Genomic DNA, 21,782 nt, shown 5'->3' on the forward strand with positions numbered 1-21,782 from the left:
TTCTTCACTCCTTTGCTAGGAATATATGCTTGTCCAAAAAAAAAATGCCTACTTAGGCATTTTTTTATCGTTTTTATTTTTCTTTTGGTTTTGGAACTTCTTTAATCGTTAAGTATAGAACGATTAAAACAACTGCGATATAAATGAACGTTGCCCCAGGTACGACGATCTTGAATAAATCCATAATCATAAAGAAGATTGTTGGGATTGTGTAGCTGTATGCGGTTAGTGTCCAAACTTGTTTATAAGATAGTTTGCGTTGACCGCTCATGGCAGAACCGATGAATGCAAGTAAAGTCACGCCTAAAAAAGTGATGAATAATTGGAATAGGTACACTAAAAATCCGATAACAAATAATAAAATTGGATAAATATTATCGAATAAAGAAATGAATTCTTGTAGATCTTTTTTCTCAAGGGATGCACCTAACAAATCGTTATAGGAATACGTTTGTGTTTGACCATTTCCCATAGAGACTACTTTATCTTTTAAAACAAATAAACCTGTTTTATTTTGATATTTTTCTAAGTCTGTTGAATTTGGATCAAATACGAAAAGTGCATTGCCCTCTTCTTTTTCAATAGGTTGATCAATATCGGCTTGTAGTTCGCCATTTTCAATTTTAAAATCAGGTAAATCTTTATCGATGACTTGATTTACCATGCTCACACCATCCTGGATCAAACTACCGTACAAGAATGTTCTTGGAATAGTAGTAATTAAGCAAAGTAGCATAATATACAAAATGGTTTTACCGATTTTTTGAAAACGGAATAGCGCCATATCTTTAGGCGAGTATATACTTTTTGCAAATTGGGTAAATATGGACATAAATTCACTTCCTTTATGTATGTATAAAATCATTGTAACGTACGAATCTAGGGAATCTCAAGTTACATTATATTTATATATAGTGGAGAGAACTGGATTTCTCTTTTATTAATTTTCTACTTTTAAAAGAGAAAAATACAATTGACACTTTTCTTTTGTATATGGTAAATTTATCTTACATTTCTTAAAGGATATATCCGATAGGAATTCAGTTATTTGATATGTTATTACATACATAATTGTGGACCCTTAGCTCAGCTGGTTAGAGCAGACGGCTCATAACCGTCCGGTCGTAGGTTCGAGTCCTACAGGGTCCATATCCATTTCATAAGTTTATTACGTTAGTAGGAAGCTTCCTTGTAGAAGGGAGTTTTTTTTTACGGAATATATGAGCATTTTAATTGAAAAGAAGTGGGAATTTTGCTACTTTAATGGTAGCAAGACAATGTGATCTATTTGTTTGCACCCTATGGCAATTAGGGTAGAATGAAGTTGTATGTCACATATGAGTGGCAATACATAAACTGGGAGGAATATAACAATGGCAAAACACGAATTACCAAATTTACCTTATGCGTATGATGCATTAGAACCTCACTTTGACAAAGAAACAATGAACATCCATCATACAAAACATCACAACACGTATATTACAAACTTAAACGCTGCTTTAGAAGGTCATGCAGAGTTAGCTGATAAAAGCGTTGAAGAATTAGTTACAAACTTAAATGAAGTACCAGAAGCAATCCGTACAGCAGTACGTAACAATGGTGGAGGACATGCAAACCATACATTCTTCTGGACAATCCTATCTCCAAACGGTGGTGGACAACCAGTAGGTGAACTTGCAACTGCAATTGAAGCGAAATTCGGTAGCTTCGATGCATTCAAAGAAGAATTCGCAAAAGCTGGCGCAACTCGCTTCGGTTCTGGTTGGGCTTGGTTAGTAGTAAACAATGGTGAGTTAGAAGTAACAAGCACTCCAAACCAAGATTCTCCTCTAACTGAAGGTAAAACTCCAGTTATCGGTTTAGATGTTTGGGAGCATGCTTACTACTTAAACTACCAAAACCGTCGTCCTGACTACATCGGTGCATTCTGGAACGTTGTAGATTGGAACGTTGCTGAAAAACTTTACCAAGAAGCAAAATAATTGTATTAATTAAAGAAAAAAGCTAGGAGAATGCTCCTAGCTTTTTCTATGCTCTCCTTTTACATAATTGGGCTTGTCTTTGGAAGACTAGAACATGAAGTAAAGGAGAGTTGTGTATGAAGTGGAAACATATAATTGGTGATGTTGAAGTGAATCGGGATTTAGTGTTATTACTCCTCATTGGAGGTTTATACACGCTCGCAATTTCTTTATCGAATACGTTTGTTAACATTTATTTATGGAAACAAACACAAAATTATGTGAATCTTGGCTTGTATAATTTGGCCAGCGTTGTATTACAGCCTCTCACATTTCTTATAGGTGGGAAATTAGCGAAACGTATTGATCGCTCAATCTTGTTACGAATAGGCGTAGGCACGTTAGCTGTTTTTTTTATCGTTGTTTTAGTAGCGGGAAAAAGCGCTTCTCACTATATTTTATTAATGGGGGCTCTCTTAGGAGTCGGATATGGTTTTTATTGGTTAGCATTCAATTTATTAACATTTGAGATTACAGAACCAGAAACAAGAGACTTCTTTAACGGGTTTCTTGGGCTTCTTACATCCTTCTCTGGAATGATTGGACCAATAGCAGCAGGATACACAATTTCACGTATGGAAAAATGGAGTGGTTATACAGTCATATTCTTTCTTTCGTTAGTGCTATTCGCGATTGCTGTCGTTTTAAGCTTTTTTTTATCTAAGAGAGAATGTGAAGGACGTTATGAAATCGTGCAAGTATTGAAAGAGCGACGGATTGATAAAAATTGGGGAAGAATTACACGTGCTCATTTTTTTCAGGGGTTGAGAGAAGGAACATTTATTTTTGTTATTTCAGTATATGTGTATTTAGCAACTGATAGTGAGCTCGCATTAGGGAAATATAGCTTAGTAAATTCGGCTGTATCATTTGTATGTTACTACTTAGTCGCTCGTATGTTAAAGAAAGAGTGGCGAAAAAAAGCAATTTTGCTTGGAGGCATTATTTTATATGCGGTCGTATTTTTAGTTATATTCAATGTTACATATACAAAATTACTTATTTATGCAGCATGCATTGCGGTTGCTTACCCTATTCTACTCGTTCCATACGGATCAATGACATATGACGTAATTGGTAGAGCGAAAAATGCGAGAGAGTGGCGTGTAGAGTATGTAGTTGTCAGGGAATTATGGTTAAATGCCGGCAGAATTTGTTCCATTTTAAGCTTTTTGTGTGCTGTACTATTTTTTCCACCTGAAAAAAGTTTACCTTTCTTACTATGTATTTTAGGAGCTGGACATTTCCTTATTTATTTTGCGGTTAAAAATGTCAAATATGATGAGGGAAATGCGGGTAAAACAAGTATTGTAGCGCAAGGAAATGCGCAAAATCAAACGGAACCAGAAGGTTAACTTCTCGTTTGTTTTATGCTAGAATAGAAAAAGATGTAAGACAGCAGTGAGGACACCTGTATGAAGGTGTCCCTTTCACATTACATAGCTGTTGGTAGAGGGGGTTTGTATGAGCAAGAAGCAGAAGCAAGCAAAGAAAAAGACCCACGTTCCTTTTCGATTAAACGTGTTGTTTTTTTGCGTATTTATAATGTTCTCCGCGGTTATTGTAAGGCTCGGATATGTACAAATTGTTCGCGGTGAGGAATATAAGAATGAAGTCGAGAAGAAAGAAAATTCAACGATAAGCAATCCTGTACCACGTGGGAAAATATTTGACCGTTATGGGCGACCAGTAGTGGATAATGCAGCTGTTCGTACGATTACATTTACGAAAATGAAAGGGTCAACTGCGGAAGATCGCCAAAAAACAGCGACAAAGTTAGCAGATTTGATTGAGGTACCGATAGATAAATTAACAGATCGTGATAAAAAGGACTATTGGCTTGCTATGCATAAAGAGGAAGCTAAAGAAAAAATTACGAATAAAGATCGTCAAGAATTGAAAAATAACAAAATTGACGATAAAGAATTAGACGAGCGTCAACGAAGTCGTGTGACGGAAGAAGAGATGAATCAATTATCCGCAAAAGATTTAGAAATACTAGCGATTAGAAGTAAGATGGATGGCGGATATGCAATGACACCTCAAATTATTAAAAAAGATGCCACAGAAGAAGAATATGCGATTGTTAGTGAAAATCTAGCGACATTACCAGGTGTAGATACGAATGTTGATTGGGAACGAAAATATACGTATGATGATTTATTCCGAAGTGTTCTTGGCGGGGTGTCGACATCTGATGAAGGTTTACCAAGGGAAAAACTAGATTACTATCTTGTTCGTGATTATAATCGAAATGACCGCGTAGGGAAAAGTTATCTTGAGCAGCAGTATGAAGATAGCCTGCATGGTACGAAAGCAGAAGTGAAAAATGTTACAGATAAAGATGGTAATATTTTAGAAACGATTAATGTATCGCAAGGACAACGAGGTAATGACCTGAGTTTAACAATTGATATGGAATTACAAAAGCGCGTGGAAGAAATTATCACCAAAAATTTATTGAAATATCAAGGTGGACAACCACTATTAGATCGTGCATTCGTTGTAATGATGAATCCGAAAAATGGTGAAGTTTTATCTATGGCTGGGAAACAATTAGTGAATGAAAACGGTGAAACGAAAGTACAAGATTTCGCGTTAGGAACGATGACAAGTTCTTATCCAATGGGATCGACTGTAAAAGGTGCGACAGTACTTACAGGATATCAAACAGGTGCGATTCAACCAGGTTCAGTTCAACTGGATGAACCGATCGTATTAAAAGGAACGCCAAAAAAATCCTCTTGGAAGACAATGGGATATATTAATGATCTGACAGCGTTAAAAATGTCTTCTAACGTTTATATGTTTAAAACAGCAATGAATATTGCAGGTGTTCAATATGTGAGAGGTGGTACGTTAGATATACCACAAAAAGCATTTGATACGATGCGTTATTATTTTGGTCAGTTTGGACTTGGTGTAAAAACAGGTATTGATTTACCGAATGAATCTGCGGGCCAAATGGGTAAAGGCACTCAGCCAGGTTTCTTATTAGATTTATCAATCGGACAGTATGATACGTATACACCACTCCAATTAGCGCAGTATATTTCAACAATTGCAAATGGTGGTTACCGTATGCAGCCGCAAGTTGTAAAGGAAATTCGCGAGCCAGCTGCGAAACCAGAAGAAGTTGGAAAAGTTGTTCAAGCTATGGAACCGAAAGTATTAAATCGTGTTGATATGCCTGAATCACAAATTAAACGTGTTCAAGAAGGATTTAGACAAGTGTTTAACGATTCAGGTGGTACAGCTACGAAATACTTTGCGAGTGCACCATATAAAGCTGCTGGTAAAACAGGTACAGCTCAAACTGTGTATGGCGGAGATAAAGAGATTGGTAGAAATGCAAAAGGTGAGCGCAAAGAGACATATAACTTAACAATGGTAGGTTATGCACCACTTGAAGATCCTGAAGTAGCATTTTCTGTTGTTGTACCTTGGGTAGATGATAAATCAGGTATTAACGGTTATATCAGTCGTGATATTATGGACGCTTACTATGATTTGAAAAAGGAAGAAAATGGTGAAGCTCCAAAAGGTGCAAAAGATAATAAAAATAAAAATCAAGATGATGAATAAAAAAGTTGTAAAAAAAGCACACTATCTGAAAAGATAGTGTGCTTTTTTTTATAGTTTATGCATATCGTGTAATGAATGTGGACAAGTATACAATATTGAAAAAGCATGCGGCTTCATAAATGATACTTTTGTATTGTGTGATAGGAGGATAACTGTTTTATGGGGTAATCTCCTTAGTGGGGATGAACAGCCCGCCACTGATTAAAGTTTTACTGTCTGTTGATTTTTGTGGAACTTTACAAAACTTTTACAAACAATTAAAACCGAATTAATAGTTTAGCAGTATTCTTATATCTGTAATCCTGTTATTTCCGGTGACTTCTAGGAGGAAGAACACGTGAAATGGATGAGTACATCGATTAAAGTTTTCATACTATCGACAATGTTCCTTTGTTTTGGCATGACTACTGCATTCGCTGTGAATGAAATGGGAGAAGTGAGAGTTGATGGATCCTCAACAGTTTTTCCTATTATAGAAGCAGTAGCGGAGGAATATACAAAGGCGCATCCAAACGTGAAAATTTCGATTAGTGTATCTGGAACAGGAGGAGGATTTAATCGTTTCAGTAAAGGAGAAGTAGATATAAATAATGCTTCAAGAGTAATGAAACAAGTGGAAGAAAATGAAATGAAGAAAAACTCCGTTCAGTTTACACCGTTTGAAGTCGCTTACGACGGTCTTACGATCGTTGTAAATCGTCAAAATCATTGGGTAGACGATATGTCAGTAGACGAGTTACGTCTATTATGGAGTGAAGATGGAAGAGAGAAGCGATGGTCACAAATTCATTCATCATGGCCACGTGAACAGGTGAAGTTTTATGCGCCAGGTGTAGATTCTGGTACTTATGATTATTTTCAAAATGTCATCTTACAAAAAAGTCGCATTGTAAAAAAAGTCTCTTTGTCTGAAGATGATCAAGTTATTATGCAAGGAGTAATGAATGATAAAAATGCCATTGCTTTTGTAGGATATGCTTATTATATGGCCAATCGAGATAAGGTGAAAGCGATAAAAGTAAATGGTGTATTTCCGACGAAAGAGACCATTCAATCAGGTAAGTATAAGCCTTTATCTAGACCGCTATTTGCTTATGTGAATGATGCATCTATCCGAAAAAAAAAGAATGTAGCAAATTATGTTGAGTTTATGATTAAGCATGTTGGAAACCTCGCTGAAGAGGTAGGATATGTAAAATTACCAAAAGAAAAATATAACGAACAGCTACGAATGTTAACAGAAATAAAAAGGTAATGTCAGGGTGGAAAGGGGTTTTCATCTTTGGCTCATAATGACAAAAGTCAAATTACATTTTCTGTACAACATTTGATTGAAAGAAATACAAAACAAAGGAAAAAAACGCAGCGAATCAATCGAATCGTTCCGTTATTACTAAAAGTGATTGCTAGTGTGTCTATTGTGACAACACTTGGAATTATTTTCACACTCGCAAATGAAACAATCATGTTTTTTCAAAAAATATCATTATACTCCTTTTTAACGGAGAAAGAATGGTTACCTTTTTTTGAAGATCCTAAATTCGGTATATTACCACTTATATGTGGGACAGTCCTTGTAACGGCAATTGCAATGTTTGTAGCAATTCCGATTGGTTTAGCTTGTGCCGTATTTTTAAGCGAATATGCTTCAAACGGTGCACGGAAAATATTAAAGCCGATGTTAGAACTATTAGCAGGCATTCCGACAATTGTATATGGTTTTTTTGCATTAACAGTTGTCACGCCACTTTTACAACGAATGATACCAGATTTACAGTTTTTTAATGCAATTAGTCCAGGGATTGTGATTGGATTTATGATGATACCGACAATTGCGTCTCTGTCTGAAGACGCGATGAGAGCTGTAGCGAAAGGAACGAAAGAGGCTTCTTTAGCACTTGGAGCAACTCGCTTTGAGATGGTAAAACAAGTAGTGTTTCCTTCGGCTTTTACGGGCATTATGGCAGCGATTATATTAGCGGCCTCCAGGGCAATTGGTGAAACGATGATCGTTGTAATTGCAGCGGGATCCACACCGAATGTATCGCTCAATCCGACACACTCGATTCAAACGTTAACAGCTTATATTGTGCAAGTGAGTTTAGGTGATGCTCCGCATGGAACGCTTACTTATTACAGCATGTATGCTGTGGGTGCAACGTTATTCCTATTTACTTTTATAATGAACATCATTTCGCAGTCTATTATGCGCCGTTTTAGGAGGATGACATAATATGCGAATGTTGAATCATAAAAAAATACAAGAAAATATGGCATCCCGTTTTTTAAAAGATCGAATTTACAAATTGTTATTTTATATAGCAATTTTGTTTTCAATAGTAATACTGTTTATTTTGCTTTTTCAAATTTTTGAAAAAGGTATAAGTTATCTTTCAATAGATTTTTTTACAAACTTCGCTTCACGTAATCCGAGAGAAGCTGGGATTGTTGCAGCTTTGTCAGGGACAATATTATTTATGAGTATTGTTATACCCGTCTCGTTTATATTTGGAGTCGGAACTGCGCTTTATTTAGAGCAATATGCGAAGGATTCTATATTTAAAAAGGTAATAGAAATTAATAATCAAACGTTAGCGGGAGTACCTTCCGTTGTATTTGGATTACTCGGCTTAACTATTTTTGTATATGCTCTTCATTTAGGCGAGAGTATTATTGCGGCGGCACTGACGATGAGTTTACTCGTTTTACCGACAGTTGTTGTAGCTAGCCAAGAAGCAATCCGATCTGTACCAAGTTCATTATTAGAGGCTTCTTACGGATTAGGTGCTACGAAGTGGCAAACGATGTATCAGGTTGTATTGCCGGCAGCTTTCCCAGGAATTATAACGGGTTGTACGTTAGCCATATCAAGAGCAATTGGAGAAGCGGCACCGCTGTTAGTTATCGGAGCGCTTGCATTTGCAAATTATGTTCCATTTAGTATGTTTGATCGGTTTACAGTTTTACCAATTCAAATTTTTAATTGGATGAGTAGACCACAAGAAGAATTTCAGTATGTAGCAGCAGCTGGGATGATTGTTTTGCTAGGGTTGTTGCTCTTTATCAATATATTTGTCTTATGGTTACGAAATCGAAAATAAGTTGGAAGTGGATGAAAGGGGAATTCAAATGGTAGCAACAGTAGTAAATGTACAGGTGAAAAACGAAGAGAAAATCGAGACTGCGCCAAAGAAAGTAGTATTTGATACGAAAAACTTAAATTTATGGTATGGAGAAGACCATGCTTTAAAGGATATTAACTTAAGTATTCATGAGAATGAAGTTACAGCAATTATCGGCCCAAGTGGTTGTGGTAAATCAACGTACTTAAAAACACTCAATCGTATGGTAGAGTTAGTACCTATCGTTCGAACTACAGGTGTAATTGAATATAGAGAACGCAATATATTTGATAAATCATATCCAGTTGAAGAATTACGAACGCATGTAGGAATGGTATTCCAAAAGCCAAATCCATTTCCAAAGTCTATTTATGAAAATGTAGCATACGGCCCGAAAATCCATGGTATTCGTGACAAAAAAACATTGGATGAAATTGTTGAAAAAAGTTTACGCGGGGCGGCAATTTGGGATGAGTTAAAAGATCGCTTGCATGATAATGCATATGGTTTATCTGGTGGACAGCAACAACGTTTATGTATTGCACGTTGCTTAGCAATTGAGCCAGACGTTATTTTAATGGATGAACCAACATCGGCGCTAGATCCAATCTCAACATTAAAAGTAGAAGAACTAATTCAAGAGTTAAAGAAAGACTTTAGTATTGTTATCGTAACGCATAACATGCAACAAGCGGCACGTATTTCAGACAAAACTGCTTTCTTCTTAAGTGGAGAAGTTGTGGAATATACAGATACAAACAAATTATTTACGACACCTTCAGATAAGCGAACAGAAGATTATATTACAGGTCGATTTGGGTGATATCGTTGCAAGGATAAGAGTAAATGCCCTCTTAACAGAGGGCATTTCTTATTTTAATCGGGAAGTATACTTCTCCTATCTTAAAGCTTTACTACAGGCATAAGAGGCTAGGTAGGGGATTTATATATAATGGCACATAATATTGAGGGGGAAGTAACAATGGTAAGAGAGCAGTTTCAATGTGATTTAAAAACGTTGCAGCAAAAGGTGATTGAGCTTGGTGAGTTAGCGAGGGAAGCTTTATTGATTGCCATGGAAGGCCTTCGTAAAAGGGATGTAGAGAAAGCGTTAGAAGTTATAGATGGTGATTATCGTATGGATAATTTAGAAGAGGAAATAAATGATCTTGCGCTTATGCTTATTACGAAGCAACAGCCTGTAGCAAGTGATTTACGAAGAATTTTTATTTCAATTAAAACAGCGACAGATTTAGAGCGTATTGCAGATCATGCTGTTAATATTGCAAAATCTACAATTCGTCTTGGGGAAAAAGAAGTGACAGTTAGTTTGCAAAATCTTGATGAAATGTTTGCGATTGCTCATAAAATGCTAAATTTAGCATTGGAAGCATACGAACAAGAAAATTTAACTATTGCTAAACAAATTGCTGAAATGGATGATTCAGTTGATGAAATATATGGAAAGGCGATTCGTGAATTTATATCTTCAATTCCGGGACAACCAGAAGCAATTACACAAATTACGCAATTATCCTTTGTGGCGAGATATATTGAGCGTGTAGCAGATCATGTTACAAATATTGCTGAGAATGTATTTTATTTAGTAAAAGGTAAGCATTACTTATTAAATGAATAAATAAAAAAGCAGGTGAGACATCACCTGCTTTTTTTAGTCAAAACATGACAAAAAAAGCTCGTTGTTTCCTTTAGTTTATGATGATAAGATGTATCATAATGTAATCGAAAAATGAGTACGTATATGTTGGTTACGTAGTAAGTTTTATTTTACCAAGTTAATCGTAAGCGCTTTCTTTTGTGGTTTAAAAGATACATTTGTATAGAGAATCTTAATCAGAGTTTTTCCGTAGTGATGTTTCGTTAAACAATCAAACTTATACTGCTAGTTAATGCGGGGTAGATAATATACATATCGTATATGGAGTTGCAGAACATTATATAAGTGGAGGCTGAAGTATATGAAGGGGGTTATTTTAGCTGGAGGAAAAGGAAAACGCCTTAGACCGTTAACATGTAATACTCCAAAGCCAATGTTGCCATTATTAGAAAAACCAGTATTAGAATATAATATTGAATTATTACGTCGGCATGGTATTCGTGAAATTGCAATTACAGTTCAATATATGAGTACGGCCATTAAGCGATATTTTGGTGATGGAAGCAAATGGGGAGTTAATTTGTACTATTTTGAAGACTCTCCTCCTCTTGGAACCGCAGGGAGTATTAAACAAGCGGAGAAATTTTTAGATGAAACATTTGTTGTGATAAGCGGGGATGCATTAACTGATTTTCAATTATCAGAAGGAATTACGTTTCATAAACAAAAGAAAAGAATGGTAACCATGTTTGTAAAGGAAGTAGAAAATCCACTCTCATTCGGTTTGGTTGTAATGAACAAAGAACAAGAGGTTATACGATATATAGAAAAACCGAGTTGGAATGAGGTAGTCTCTAACATTGTGAATACAGGAATTTATATTATGGAGCCAGAAATCTTTTCTTACATACCGCCCCAAGAATTTTTTGATTTCAGTCAAGATGTATTTCCATTATTAGCAAATAAGAACGCGTTATTTGCATATTTGTCAGAAAGCTATTGGTTAGATATCGGTACATTTGATCAATATCGACAAGCGCAATTTGACTTGTTAACGAAAAAATTACAAGTACCTATTCCCTATACGGAAGTATTACCAATGGTATGGATGGGAGAAGGTGTAACGATTGGGAAGGGAACGAAAATTCATGGTCCTTCTTTTATTGGAGAAGGAGCAACGATTGGTGCGGGAGCTGTAATTGAGCCCTATTCTATTATCGGAAAAAATAGTATTATTTCAAGTTATTCTCATCTTCAAAAAAGCATTGTTTTTGCAAATACGCACATTGGGAAGTATTGCGAGCTATTAGAAACGACAATAGGAGAGCGCACAATGGTTGAAGATGATGTCACACTGTTTCAAAAAAGCATTGTAGCGGACCATTGTCATATAGGGAAAAGTACGGTAATTAAACAAAAAGGAAAACTATGGCCTTATAAGGCTATTGATAGTCATTCGGTTGTAGGATCGGCTGGTGTTCAAGAAAGTGAAAAGAGTGCAGGATGGTTACAAAAAAGTCGTATTGTAGGAAGAGGCAATGTTGAGATTACTCCTCAATTTATTGTGAAAGTTGCGATGGCGTATGGATCTCTTTTTGCAAAAGGGGAAAGTATATTAATTGGAAGCCAAGAAAATATCGAGACAACTTCTTATAAAAATTTATTCCTCCATGCTATCCATGGTATCGGGATTCATACGATGGAATGCAAGGAAATGAACGAGTCACTTTTTCAATATAGCATTCAGAATTTGCAATGTGCAGGTGGGGTTTTCGTTCAAGTGGAAAATGAACAAGAGGTTGTTATAAAGTTGTACGGTAAGGATGGGAGGCTGTTAACGTATAAGCAGCAAAAGGCGATAGAACAAGTTTATATGTCTGAGTCGTTTTATTACGTATGCGAGAAAGAAATGGGACGAAATAAGCTGGTCCACGTTTCTTTAAATGATTATATAGAAGCTGTATTAGAGCACATTGATATTGAGAAAATACAAAAACAGAAGTTTCATCTTTTAATTAATAAGAGAAACGATATGTTACAGCATTTACTTATGCTCTTTCTGCAAAGGCTTGGGTGCACAGTTACATGGATTTATGCAGGGGAACAAAAAGATCATGTGAAAGCTTTGATGAAATCAAGTAAAGCAAATATGGCGCTTATGTTTTCTGAGCAAGGAAATTATTTCGAGTTATATGACAATCATAGTAATATTTACCAAGGGACAGATTTTGAAGAAGTAGATATTCCAGATTTATTACTTGAATCAGCAGGAAATATTTACCCTATGTCTTTGAAATTAGGAGAATGTTACCTTCTATTTTATACGCATGATGAAAAGAAGTCTTTTCAAGTAAGATGGAAGCGAGATATTTTATATCGAATTGGAAAATTATTCGAGTTAATAGCACTGCAAGGGAAAACGTTTCACAGCATAGTAGAGCAATCACCGCCACTTTATTTACTGTATGATGAAGTTGTCTGTTCATGGAACGAAAAAGGGAAAGTGATGAGGAAATTATTGGCTGATATGGAAAGAAAGGAAGAAGCGATATTTGAAGGAGTACAATTCAAATATGCAGAAAAAGAGTGGTCTTATATCGTTTCTGACACAAAACAACCAAAATTTTTAGTGTATTCACATGCTAGAAATCCAGTGATAGCAAGGGAAAACATGAAAAATCTTATAGAAAAAATTAGACAATATCAAAAGGTGTAGAATTTTTATTTTAAAAGTGGTATTATGGTATAGTCTGATTTAAGTTATTAGTACTGGAGGGAAATAAGAATGCGTGTGAATATTACTCTAGCATGTACAGAATGCGGAGATCGTAACTATATCTCAAAGAAAAATAAACGTAACAACGCTGAGCGTATCGAGCTTAAAAAGTATTGCAAGCGTGACAAGAAGTCTACGTTACACCGTGAAACAAAGTAAGCAGTAGGAATATTTTCCTACTGTTTCTTTTTTTATTCGATTCCTATGTGAAAAGTGATACACTATCATCGTAGAGTGAAGTGTCACTGTAAGGGGGAAGATGTGTGAAAGAAGAGAAAATACGTTTGCGTAAACAAATAATAGAGCACATGAATTCTTTATCAGAAGAACAGTATACAACTTTATCAGAGCAAATTGCAGTTTCGTTGTATGCGCAAAAAGAGTGGATTGAAGCTAAAACAATTGGAATCACTCTTTCGATGGAACATGAAGTGAATACATATCCTATTATCGAAAAAGCTTGGGAAGAAGGAAAGAAAGTTGTTGTTCCGAAATGTAATAAAGGGACAAGAACAATGTCCTTCCGTCAAATTAGTAATTTTGATGAATTAGAAACCGTGTATATGAATTTACGTGAACCGATTCCGGCGTTTACGGAAGAAGTGGATGCGGATGAAATTGATCTTCAAATCGTGCCAGGCGTAGCTTATACAGAGCGAGGAGAACGGATTGGATATGGTGGGGGCTATTATGATCGTTATCTTTTGCAATATAAAGGGAAAACGCTATCATTAGCTTATGATTTTCAAATGGTAAAACATATTCCAGTAGAGCCATTTGATAAAAATGTAGAAAAAATTATTACAGAAAAAGGAACAATTGTTATAAATGGGCTTGTATAGACAAATAAAAATTGACGAGGCTTTTTCTTCTTGATTATAATAAAATATGTGAACGTTTTCTTATTATAATTTTTATAGTAAGTGAGCATAGAGGGTGATGAAATGGCATCTATTTATGATATTCAGCAATTGCTAAAGAAATTTGGCACGATTATTTATACGGGTGATCGAATTGCAGATTTACAATTAATGCAAGATGAATTGCGTGAATTAAATCAATCACAGCTAATCGATCCACAAGACTATCAAACAGCTTTATTTTTATTGAAGCAAGAAATTCAAAAAGAGCTAAATAAGAATTAGATAAAGGTAGGTAAGCAACATGGAAGAGAAATGGTTAGTTGGTGTTGACCTTGGTGGTACAACGATTAAATTAGCATTTATTAATGTGTACGGTGAAATTTTACATAAGTGGGAAATCCCTACAAATAAAAATGAGCAAGGCAAACATATTACACTTGATGTGGCGAAAGCTATTGATAAAAAGTTAGAAGAGTTAGGTGAATTAAAAAGTAAGTTAATAGGTATTGGTATGGGAGCTCCTGGTCCTGTACATGTGGCATCAGGAATGATTTATGAAGCGGTTAATTTAGGATGGAAAAATTATCCGTTAAAAGATTTACTAGAAGTAGAAACAGGATTACCTGTTGTGATTGATAATGATGCAAACTTAGCAGCGCTTGGTGAAATGTGGAAAGGTGCTGGTGAAGGAGCAAAAGATTTAATTTGTATGACACTTGGCACTGGTGTTGGTGGCGGTGTAATTGCTAATGGTGAGATTGTACACGGTATTAGTGGTGCTGCTGGTGAGATTGGACATATCACAGTAGTTACAGAGAACCCTTTCCCTTGTAATTGCGGAAAGTCTGGTTGCTTAGAAACAGTAACATCTGCAACGGGTATTGTGCGCGTTGCTATGCAAAAAATACAAGAAACTAATAAAGAGAGTATGTTACGTTCTATGTTAGCTGAAGAAGGGCGTATTACATCAAAAGATGTATTTGAAGCGCATGGACAAGGTGATGAGCTAGCAGGTGAAGTAATAGAAAAAGTAGCTTCTTATTTAGGATTAGCTGTAGCGAACCTTTCTAGCACGTTGAACCCAGAGAAAATTGTTATTGGTGGAGGCGTGTCTAAAGCTGGAGATGCACTATTAGAACCAATTCAACGTTATTTCGAGCAATATGCTTTCTCACGCGCTGTAAAGAGCACAAAGTTAGCAATTGCGACACTTGGTAATGACGCAGGTGTTATCGGAGGAGCTTGGCTTGTAAAAAAGCACAAACACGAAGCGAAGATGATATAAGTTGTGAAATATGAAAAAAGGAAGGGGAGACCCTTCCTTTTTTGTGCAAAATCTTGATGAAGAATAGCATGTAAATGAATTAAGCTGCTGGAGGGTACCCGTTATATAGAACGGTCATAATCGTAAACCATCCGAAAACGAGTACAGTTGCAATTGCAAAGCCGCCCGCGAAAAAGTTCTTCTCGCGAAGTGTTCTAAGCGTAGCAAATACAGCTAACAGAGTGACAAGCGTAAAAATAATAACAAGGCCCATACAATATCCTCCTCTGTCTACTCATTCCTTAATATGAGTTTTTAGAATATTTACTCTTTTATATTGTACATGTTTTAAAAATGATTGTCGAGATAGCATCCTTTCTTTTCCTCAGAGAAAGAAATGTTGTATCATTAAAAGTAAGTTTAATAACTGGAGGAGATTTTCATATGAAATGGACACAAATGCCGTTAGGCCCATTACAAACAAATGCTTATATTTTAACGAACGATCAAAATGAGTGTATTATCTTTGATCCTGGTCATGAAGGAGAAAAGCTCGTTACATATTTACAAGAAGAACAATTAAAACCACTCGCGGTCTTATTAACACATGCTCACTTTGATCATATTGGTGCTGTCGATGCGGTACGAGACGCTTTCCATATTCCTGTATACGTACATAAAGAAGAAGCAGACTGGTTAGAGGATGCAACTGTAAATGGCTCGCAAATTTTTATGATGAACCGCAGTATTACAGCGAAACCAGCAGATCATATTATCGAAGCAGAAGGTACGTTAACAATTGGTTCATTTAGTTTTGAAATTTTTGAGACGCCAGGACATTCTCCAGGAAGTATTTCTTATTATTGTAAAGAGGCGAATGCGGTGTTCTCTGGAGATGTATTATTCCAAATGAGCATCGGAAGAACGGATTTACCTGGTGGAAGTTTTGCTGAATTAATTGGAAGTATTGAAGAGAGATTATTTGTATTACCAGATGAAACAGCGGTACTATGTGGACATGGTCCTGAAACAAGCATCGGTTTTGAAAAAGAAAATAATCCATTTTTACAATAAGGAGTCATTATGGGGATGGAGCTCATTTTAAGAGAATGGATGGGAAAAGAAAAGGATTATTCAATTTCATATAGTACGTATATGAACCTCGTATTGTATACAGAAGGACATGGATATTATATGAAGGAACGAGAAAAGATTGGAAGGCAAGGGGATTTTTTTACAAGTAGCAACGTATCCTCTGTTTTTGCAAAAACTTTTGCTAAGTTTTTTATTCGTCTTGTTGAAAATGGAGAAGTTGCTTCGAATATTTGTGAGATTGGCGGGGGAACAGGAAAGTTTGCTTATGACATTTTGCAAGAATGGAAGCAATTATCTCCGGAAACTTTTATTGATTTAAACTATTCAATGATTGAAGTGAGCCCTTTTCATAGAAAATTACAGCAAGAGAATCTTCGCTCATTTGATAATGTTTCGTATTATACATCTTATACTGAAATGGGAGAATCATTTGAAGGGATCCTTTTCTCGAATGAGTTATTTGATGCATTTCCTGTTGAAGTAATTGAGAAGAGAAATGGCATGCTGTATGAAGTGCGTATTACGTATACAGAGGAAGGGAAACTTGCAGAAGTATGTAGACCGTTAGAACAAACGATTGGTCGATACTTATTGAAATATAATATTCATATTGCGGAAGGGCAGCGTTTTGAAGTGCCGATTGCGATGGAAGGATATATAAAAGAAATTGCGAAATGGTTTCAAAAAGGTATATGTATTACAGTTGATTATGGCTACACAAAAGAAGAATGGATGCATCCTGCTCATTACGAAGGAAGTTTACGGGGGTATTATCAGCATAAGCTAATACGTAATCCTCTAGCGTATCCAGGTGAAATGGATCTTACTACTCATATTCATTGGGATGAGCTGAAGGAGATGTTTAGCCTGCAAGGAATGAGTATAGTATGGCATAAGAAGCAATCTGAGTTTTTGTTAGCTGCAGGAATATTAGAACAGCTTACGAGTCATCAAGATACGAATCCTTTTTCTGAAATTCAAAAACAAAATCGAGCAGTTCGTTCTATGATTTTGAACGGAGGATTAGGGAGTGCTTTTGATGTTGTTATACATACAAAAGATATGCATAATTTACATTTGAATCAATATTTAACAGTATGAAAAAACAAGACACANNTGTGTCTTGTTTTTTCATACGACTTATGTAGCATTGTATATTTTCTCTCATGATATATATTTATATTAAAGATATGAGATGAAAAATATAGAATACGTTCTTTTTCTCTGTCTATTAGTCCCTAACCTAATAATACGCGAACGAGTTGAATAATTGTTTCATTTTCTACTTTGTAGTAAATTTCTAATCCTTTTCTTTCACTAGAAACGATTTTAGCACTTTTTAACTTTGCTAAATGCTGTGAAATTGTAGATTGTGGCATGTTTAAGCCTGTGTACATTGTAGAAACGTTGCTTGGGCCACGTTCAATTAATCCTTTTACAATACATAAACGAACAGGATGAGCAAGCACTTTCAATAATTCTGCATTGCTTTCATATAGTTCTATTTCTTTTTGAAAGGTTTCTAACATGTTCTTTTCCACCTCCGTGTGAGCTGTTATACCATACTATACATACCAAAAAATTAAAGAAAAGAAAACAGTTGTTGCAGAAAAAAAGTCCTAAAGTAAAGAAATTGTAAGAAAAGAGACCCTGATGTAAATAAAATAGATAAAATTGCATGGTTTTGTAAAATGACACTTTTGGGTGAAAATTTTGATGCGTTTTAAAAATTGAAAGATATAGATATATTTGTAACACAATTTTATCATGATTTTCTTATTCTTTCAAATGAATATACAAAATTTTTAAAATAATATGACAAAGGAATTGTAATGATATATATAGAATATAAAACAGGTTAAAAGAAGCCCAATGTAATCAGCTTCTTTATGATGATAATGAGACATTTGAGTGTAGCTGCTAAATCTTAAAATGGTCCAGTCATGAGTCATTTATTCTAGAGCCCACCTTTTATCAACTTTAAGAATCTGTGGTTCCATATATTCTCATAAAAATCAATTGTCTCTTTTGCGGACATAAATGGATTGTTTAACGTAGAGGTTGTTTTCTGCCCCATGAAGTTTTCGTATCCTAGTCCGTGGGCAAATTTAATAGTGGCATCCATACAGTATTCTGTTTGGGCACCACAGAATTCAATACGATGTACAGATAATTGATCTAAAAGTTCTTTTAAGTTTGTTTTATAAAATGAATTTGCATGTGTTTTTCTTACAAAAAAATCTTGTTCTTGAACATCTAGATCGGTATGAATAGCCCAAAGTTCTTTTTCGGGTACTAAATCATCATCACAATGTTGAACAAAAATGATTGGTTTATTTGATTTTCTGTATGAAGAAATTCTTTTATTTACTTTTGTAAGCAAGTTTTGTAAATCAAATAAATGCTCACCACTATAACATACCCCATTTTGTAAATCGATAACGATTAAAATATCTGCACAAGTATCCATTATTTTTACCCCTTTTATTTCTTAATATATCAATTAATCCATCGCTTGGAAATAGATGGTATACTTTTATTTTTTAATGAACTATATAAAAAGAAGATATGAAAACTTAATTTCATATCTTCTCTTCGTCCTATGCATTTACAGGTTCTTCTACGTAAGAAAGAGCATTTTCAAAATCGGAAATTAAATCATTAACATTTTCAAGGCCGACTGATAACCGGAGTAATGAATTAGAAATCCCTCTTTCATCACGAGCTTCTTGAGACAGTGCCGCATGTGACATTTTAGCTGGGTAGGAAAGAATCGATTCGACAGCTCCTAAACTAACTGCAAAGACAGGTAATTTTACTTTTGATAAAAATTGGCGGAGTGCATCTTCTGACTGCAAAGTGAAAGATAGGACAGCTCCGGCTGATGTAGCTTGAGATTGTTGAATACCAAATCCAGGATGTGATTGTAATCCAGGATAATAGACATTTTGCACTTTAGCGTGCCCTTGTAAATAGTGTGCAATTTTATTGGCGTTTGCAGCTGAATGCTCAAGACGTACATGCAATGTTTTTAGACCGCGAAGCACGAGAGAGCAATCTTGAGGTCCTAAAATAGCGCCAAATGCATTTTGTAAAAATCCAAGTTTTTGAGCGAGTTCGGCATCTTTTACGACCGCTAATCCGGCAGTAACATCACTATGACCAGCAATGAATTTTGTGGCACTATGAAGAACGACATCGGCCCCGAGATCAAGTGGCTTCTGGAATAGCGGTGTCAAAAATGTGTTATCAACAAAAGTAAGAGCATCAATAGATTTTGCGAGTTTAGAAACCTCTCGAATATCTGTCACTTTTAGAAGTGGATTAGAGGGTGTTTCTACATAAAAGAGTTTTGTATTGGATTTAATATTTTTCTTTATTTCCTCTACATTGGTCATATCAACAAATGTATGTGAAACACCGTAACGAGAGAGCACTTCAGTTATAATTCGGTAAGTGCCTCCATACACGTCTTCTGAAATGAGTACGTGATCGCCTTGCGAAAGAAGGAGAAATGCAGTAGAAATTGCTGCAATGCCGGATGCAAATGCGAATCCCTTTGTTCCGCCCTCTAATAAAGCGATAATATCCTCAAGAGCTTCACGAGTTGGATTGCCAGATCGGCTATAGTCGTATTTTCCGAACGTATCTACATCAAATTGGTGAAATGTAGATGTGTTATAAATGGGAACGTTAACAGCCCCTGTTTGCGAGTCATGTTTATATTGGTTGTGTAGTAAAAGTGTATCTATAGAATAACTCATATTTGTACACCTTCTTTTACAAGTTTAATGGCTTGTTTTAAGTCTTGAATTAAATCGTTACTATTTTCAATGCCGACGGAAAATCGAAGAAGGCGATTGCATACACCGTTTGCCGTTCTGATTTCTTCAGGAATATCAGCATGTGTTTGTGTTGCTGGATAAGTCATTAAACTCTCTACACCACCAAGACTTTCAGCAAATGTAATTAGGGATAAAGATTGTAAGAATGGATTAATCCATGTTTCATCTTTAAGACGAAATGAAATCATACCGCCTCTTCCTGGATAAAATACATCTGTCACACCGTCTTCATCATTTAAATAAGCAACAACTGCTTTCGCATTTTCTTCATGTTGTCTCATGCGAAGAGCTAAAGTTTTCATACCACGAATTAATAGCCATGAGTCAAATGGACTTAAGACAGCCCCTGAAGCATTATGATAATGAGCGATTTCTTCACAAAGTGCTTTCCCTTTTGCAACGACAAGTCCGCTTAGTACATCGTTATGTCCACCTAAATATTTTGTTGCACTATGAAGAACGATGTCAGCGCCTTCTGTTAATGGCTGTTGTATATAAGGAGTATAGAATGTGTTGTCTACAATAAGAAGTAGTCCGTGTCTTTTCGCTACAGTTGCGACAGCAGCGATATCGGTAACTTGCATTAATGGATTAGTCGGAGTTTCTATGAAAATAGCCTTCGTTTTAGGTGTGAGTGCTTGCTCGATTTGTTTAATAGATTGTGTATTTACGTATCTACATCGAACATCCCACTTTTTTTCATGTTCAGAAAATAAGCGATACGTTCCTCCGTATAAATCTTCAGATACAATAAGTTCGTCTCCAGATCGGAATAAAGAAAGGACGAGGAGAACAGCTGCCATTCCTGAGCTACAGGCATAACCTTGTTCACCATGCTCTAATTCTGCGATTGCCTGCTCTAAAATACCGCGAGTTGGATTGCCAGTTCGTGAATAGTCAAAGCCGGTAGATTTACCAAGTCCTTCGTGACGATAAGCAGTTGAGAAATAAACGGGTGGATTAACAGTTCCTGTTGTAGTTTCGCTACGATTTCCGATTTGTGCTAGTTTTGTTTCAATAGTTGACATGTGAAAATTCCTCCTTTTTAAATTAACAATTAAGTGAATATAAATAAAAAAAGCCTTCTAAGAAGAAGGCTTTCGGTTTGAATAGAGTCTTCTTCTCATCTGTCAAATCTTTCACAATTTGCTGGAATTAGCACCTTATTAACGAATGAACGTTAATGGTTGCTGAGGCGTCATAGGGCCAGTCCCTCTACCTCTCTAGATAAGAATGTTCGTATGAAATTTTATTATGTTTTTAACTTTACAACAAAAGATAATTGAATTGCAACTTTATTTTAAATAATTTTTATTTTTCCGCAACTATCATTGACTTTTATTTTTGTGCATGCTAAATTTATTAAAAAATTAACAAACATTGTTAAAAGGGGAACGCATTTCCTTTTAACTACATAAATAAAATATATAGACAAACTCTTATTGAGAGCGGTGGAGGGAAAGGCCCTGTGAAACCCGGCAACCTTTAAACGAAATGTTTGAAACGGTGCTAATACCTGCAAAACGAATGTTTTGCATAATAAGAGGAGGAACAATTATGTCCCCCTCTTCAAGGTGAAGAGGGGGTTTT

General features: G+C 35.6%; 21 protein-coding genes, 1 tRNA gene and 2 riboswitches. Of the genes, 16 read left to right on the forward strand and 6 right to left on the reverse strand.

All coding sequences use genetic code 11. From position 1 onward, the window contains the following. Positions 1-73: 73 nt before the first annotated feature. Positions 74-832 (reverse strand): protein YqgB, encoded by a 759-nt coding sequence (gene yqgB / locus COC96_RS16475; RefSeq protein WP_098268121.1) that lies wholly within the window; start codon positions 830-832, stop codon positions 74-76. 243 nt (positions 833-1,075) lie between these two features. Between yqgB and COC96_RS16480 the strand changes: the two genes are divergently transcribed. The 14 genes from COC96_RS16480 to glcK all read left to right on the forward strand — a co-directional run bounded on the left by COC96_RS16480 (position 1,076) and on the right by glcK (position 15,273). Continuing rightward, positions 1,076-1,149: transfer RNA gene (locus COC96_RS16480), tRNA-Ile, on the forward strand. Between the two features lie 224 nt (positions 1,150-1,373). Then, positions 1,374-1,985, forward strand: a complete 612-nt coding sequence (sodA, locus tag COC96_RS16485; RefSeq protein ID WP_097906158.1) for a superoxide dismutase [Mn] — start codon at positions 1,374-1,376, stop codon at positions 1,983-1,985. Between the two features lie 116 nt (positions 1,986-2,101). Next, the gene (locus COC96_RS16490) at positions 2,102-3,379 is read left to right on the forward strand and encodes an MFS transporter (protein ID WP_097906157.1); all 1,278 of its coding nucleotides are present in this window, start codon (positions 2,102-2,104) and stop codon (positions 3,377-3,379) included. A 109-nt stretch (positions 3,380-3,488) separates the two neighbouring features. Then, positions 3,489-5,609, forward strand: coding sequence for a peptidoglycan D,D-transpeptidase FtsI family protein (locus tag COC96_RS16495; RefSeq protein ID WP_098268119.1), 2,121 nt, complete (start codon positions 3,489-3,491; stop codon positions 5,607-5,609). A 337-nt stretch (positions 5,610-5,946) separates the two neighbouring features. Further along, on the forward strand, positions 5,947-6,864 hold the full coding sequence (locus COC96_RS16500) for a PstS family phosphate ABC transporter substrate-binding protein (RefSeq protein WP_098769068.1): 918 nt from the start codon (positions 5,947-5,949) through the stop codon (positions 6,862-6,864). 27 nt (positions 6,865-6,891) lie between these two features. Continuing rightward, entirely contained in the window at positions 6,892-7,842 is a 951-nt protein-coding gene (gene pstC, locus COC96_RS16505; RefSeq protein ID WP_098268117.1) for a phosphate ABC transporter permease subunit PstC, read from the forward strand. A gap of 1 nt (position 7,843) precedes the next feature. Continuing rightward, entirely contained in the window at positions 7,844-8,710 is an 867-nt protein-coding gene (pstA, locus tag COC96_RS16510; RefSeq protein ID WP_098268116.1) for a phosphate ABC transporter permease PstA, read from the forward strand. Between the two features lie 28 nt (positions 8,711-8,738). After that, a complete protein-coding gene (gene pstB, locus COC96_RS16515) occupies positions 8,739-9,554 on the forward strand; it encodes a phosphate ABC transporter ATP-binding protein (RefSeq protein ID WP_000226681.1) in 816 nt (271 codons plus the stop codon). A 159-nt stretch (positions 9,555-9,713) separates the two neighbouring features. Then, complete coding sequence (gene phoU, locus COC96_RS16520; RefSeq protein ID WP_098268215.1) at positions 9,714-10,370, forward strand: phosphate signaling complex protein PhoU; 657 nt, start codon at positions 9,714-9,716, stop codon at positions 10,368-10,370. Positions 10,371-10,710: 340 nt separating this feature from the next. Then, entirely contained in the window at positions 10,711-13,065 is a 2,355-nt protein-coding gene (locus tag COC96_RS16525; protein WP_098268115.1) for a sugar phosphate nucleotidyltransferase, read from the forward strand. Between the two features lie 69 nt (positions 13,066-13,134). Next, the gene (gene rpmG, locus COC96_RS16530) at positions 13,135-13,284 is read left to right on the forward strand and encodes a 50S ribosomal protein L33 (protein WP_001265616.1); all 150 of its coding nucleotides are present in this window, start codon (positions 13,135-13,137) and stop codon (positions 13,282-13,284) included. Between the two features lie 104 nt (positions 13,285-13,388). Further along, positions 13,389-13,967 carry a 5-formyltetrahydrofolate cyclo-ligase gene (locus COC96_RS16535; protein ID WP_098268114.1) on the forward strand — a complete coding sequence of 193 codons (579 nt, stop codon included), beginning with the start codon at positions 13,389-13,391 and terminating at the stop codon, positions 13,965-13,967. 102 nt (positions 13,968-14,069) lie between these two features. Continuing rightward, complete coding sequence (locus COC96_RS16540; RefSeq protein ID WP_098268113.1) at positions 14,070-14,270, forward strand: YqgQ family protein; 201 nt, start codon at positions 14,070-14,072, stop codon at positions 14,268-14,270. Between the two features lie 19 nt (positions 14,271-14,289). Then, entirely contained in the window at positions 14,290-15,273 is a 984-nt protein-coding gene (glcK, locus tag COC96_RS16545) for a glucokinase (RefSeq protein WP_098268112.1), read from the forward strand. A 79-nt stretch (positions 15,274-15,352) separates the two neighbouring features. Here glcK and COC96_RS16550 read toward each other — a convergent pair whose 3' ends face one another. Continuing rightward, on the reverse strand, positions 15,353-15,526 hold the full coding sequence (locus COC96_RS16550) for a DUF2759 domain-containing protein (protein ID WP_000524850.1): 174 nt from the start codon (positions 15,524-15,526) through the stop codon (positions 15,353-15,355). A gap of 170 nt (positions 15,527-15,696) precedes the next feature. Here COC96_RS16550 and COC96_RS16555 point away from each other — a divergent pair, with 170 nt between their 5' ends. Beyond that, positions 15,697-16,326, forward strand: coding sequence for an MBL fold metallo-hydrolase (locus COC96_RS16555; RefSeq protein ID WP_098268111.1), 630 nt, complete (start codon positions 15,697-15,699; stop codon positions 16,324-16,326). 9 nt (positions 16,327-16,335) lie between these two features. Then, positions 16,336-17,448 (forward strand): class I SAM-dependent methyltransferase, encoded by a 1,113-nt coding sequence (locus COC96_RS16560; RefSeq protein WP_098769069.1) that lies wholly within the window; start codon positions 16,336-16,338, stop codon positions 17,446-17,448. A 137-nt stretch (positions 17,449-17,585) separates the two neighbouring features. On the opposite strand, the gene COC96_RS16565 is transcribed toward COC96_RS16560, so the two are convergent. The 4 genes from COC96_RS16565 to metI form a co-directional block, all read right to left on the reverse strand. Next, complete coding sequence (locus COC96_RS16565) at positions 17,586-17,876, reverse strand: ArsR/SmtB family transcription factor (RefSeq protein WP_000894375.1); 291 nt, start codon at positions 17,874-17,876, stop codon at positions 17,586-17,588. A gap of 428 nt (positions 17,877-18,304) precedes the next feature. Continuing rightward, the gene (locus tag COC96_RS16570) at positions 18,305-18,817 is read right to left on the reverse strand and encodes a cysteine hydrolase family protein (RefSeq protein ID WP_098769070.1); all 513 of its coding nucleotides are present in this window, start codon (positions 18,815-18,817) and stop codon (positions 18,305-18,307) included. A 130-nt stretch (positions 18,818-18,947) separates the two neighbouring features. Beyond that, a complete protein-coding gene (gene metC / locus COC96_RS16575) occupies positions 18,948-20,111 on the reverse strand; it encodes a cystathionine beta-lyase (protein ID WP_098268108.1) in 1,164 nt (387 codons plus the stop codon). Then, positions 20,108-21,220: a cystathionine gamma-synthase/O-acetylhomoserine thiolyase gene (metI, locus tag COC96_RS16580; protein WP_098268107.1), complete on the reverse strand. Its 1,113-nt coding sequence runs from the start codon at positions 21,218-21,220 to the stop codon at positions 20,108-20,110. Before metI ends, metC begins: the two co-directional genes overlap by 4 nt. A gap of 92 nt (positions 21,221-21,312) precedes the next feature. Then, positions 21,313-21,426, reverse strand: a riboswitch (SAM riboswitch). A 202-nt stretch (positions 21,427-21,628) separates the two neighbouring features. Beyond that, positions 21,629-21,738: riboswitch (SAM riboswitch) on the forward strand. Positions 21,739-21,782: the final 44 nt, after the last annotated feature.

Source organism: Bacillus cereus (assembly GCF_002577405.1).
In the GTDB taxonomy this organism is placed as follows: Bacteria; Bacillota; Bacilli; order Bacillales; family Bacillaceae_G; genus Bacillus_A; species Bacillus_A cereus_AU.

Excerpts from the sequence above, each read along its gene's own strand:
- COC96_RS16490 (WP_097906157.1), top strand. The coding sequence starts at position 2,102 with ATGAAGTGGAAACATATAATTGGTGATGTTGAAGTGAATCGGGATTTA.
- COC96_RS16555 (WP_098268111.1), top strand. The coding sequence starts at position 15,697 with ATGAAATGGACACAAATGCCGTTAGGCCCATTACAAACAAATGCTTAT.
- COC96_RS16560 (WP_098769069.1), top strand. The coding sequence starts at position 16,336 with ATGGGGATGGAGCTCATTTTAAGAGAATGGATGGGAAAAGAAAAGGAT.
- COC96_RS16540 (WP_098268113.1), top strand. The coding sequence starts at position 14,070 with ATGGCATCTATTTATGATATTCAGCAATTGCTAAAGAAATTTGGCACG.
- COC96_RS16525 (WP_098268115.1), top strand. The coding sequence starts at position 10,711 with ATGAAGGGGGTTATTTTAGCTGGAGGAAAAGGAAAACGCCTTAGACCG.
- COC96_RS16495 (WP_098268119.1), top strand. The coding sequence starts at position 3,489 with ATGAGCAAGAAGCAGAAGCAAGCAAAGAAAAAGACCCACGTTCCTTTT.
- metI (WP_098268107.1), bottom strand. The coding sequence starts at position 21,220 with ATGTCAACTATTGAAACAAAACTAGCACAAATCGGAAATCGTAGCGAA.
- COC96_RS16550 (WP_000524850.1), bottom strand. The coding sequence starts at position 15,526 with ATGGGCCTTGTTATTATTTTTACGCTTGTCACTCTGTTAGCTGTATTT.
- pstA (WP_098268116.1), top strand. The coding sequence starts at position 7,844 with ATGCGAATGTTGAATCATAAAAAAATACAAGAAAATATGGCATCCCGT.
- rpmG (WP_001265616.1), top strand. The coding sequence starts at position 13,135 with ATGCGTGTGAATATTACTCTAGCATGTACAGAATGCGGAGATCGTAAC.
- glcK (WP_098268112.1), top strand. The coding sequence starts at position 14,290 with ATGGAAGAGAAATGGTTAGTTGGTGTTGACCTTGGTGGTACAACGATT.
- COC96_RS16570 (WP_098769070.1), bottom strand. The coding sequence starts at position 18,817 with ATGGATACTTGTGCAGATATTTTAATCGTTATCGATTTACAAAATGGG.
- phoU (WP_098268215.1), top strand. The coding sequence starts at position 9,714 with ATGGTAAGAGAGCAGTTTCAATGTGATTTAAAAACGTTGCAGCAAAAG.
- yqgB (WP_098268121.1), bottom strand. The coding sequence starts at position 832 with ATGTCCATATTTACCCAATTTGCAAAAAGTATATACTCGCCTAAAGAT.
- metC (WP_098268108.1), bottom strand. The coding sequence starts at position 20,111 with ATGAGTTATTCTATAGATACACTTTTACTACACAACCAATATAAACAT.
- sodA (WP_097906158.1), top strand. The coding sequence starts at position 1,374 with ATGGCAAAACACGAATTACCAAATTTACCTTATGCGTATGATGCATTA.
- COC96_RS16565 (WP_000894375.1), bottom strand. The coding sequence starts at position 17,876 with ATGTTAGAAACCTTTCAAAAAGAAATAGAACTATATGAAAGCAATGCA.
- pstB (WP_000226681.1), top strand. The coding sequence starts at position 8,739 with ATGGTAGCAACAGTAGTAAATGTACAGGTGAAAAACGAAGAGAAAATC.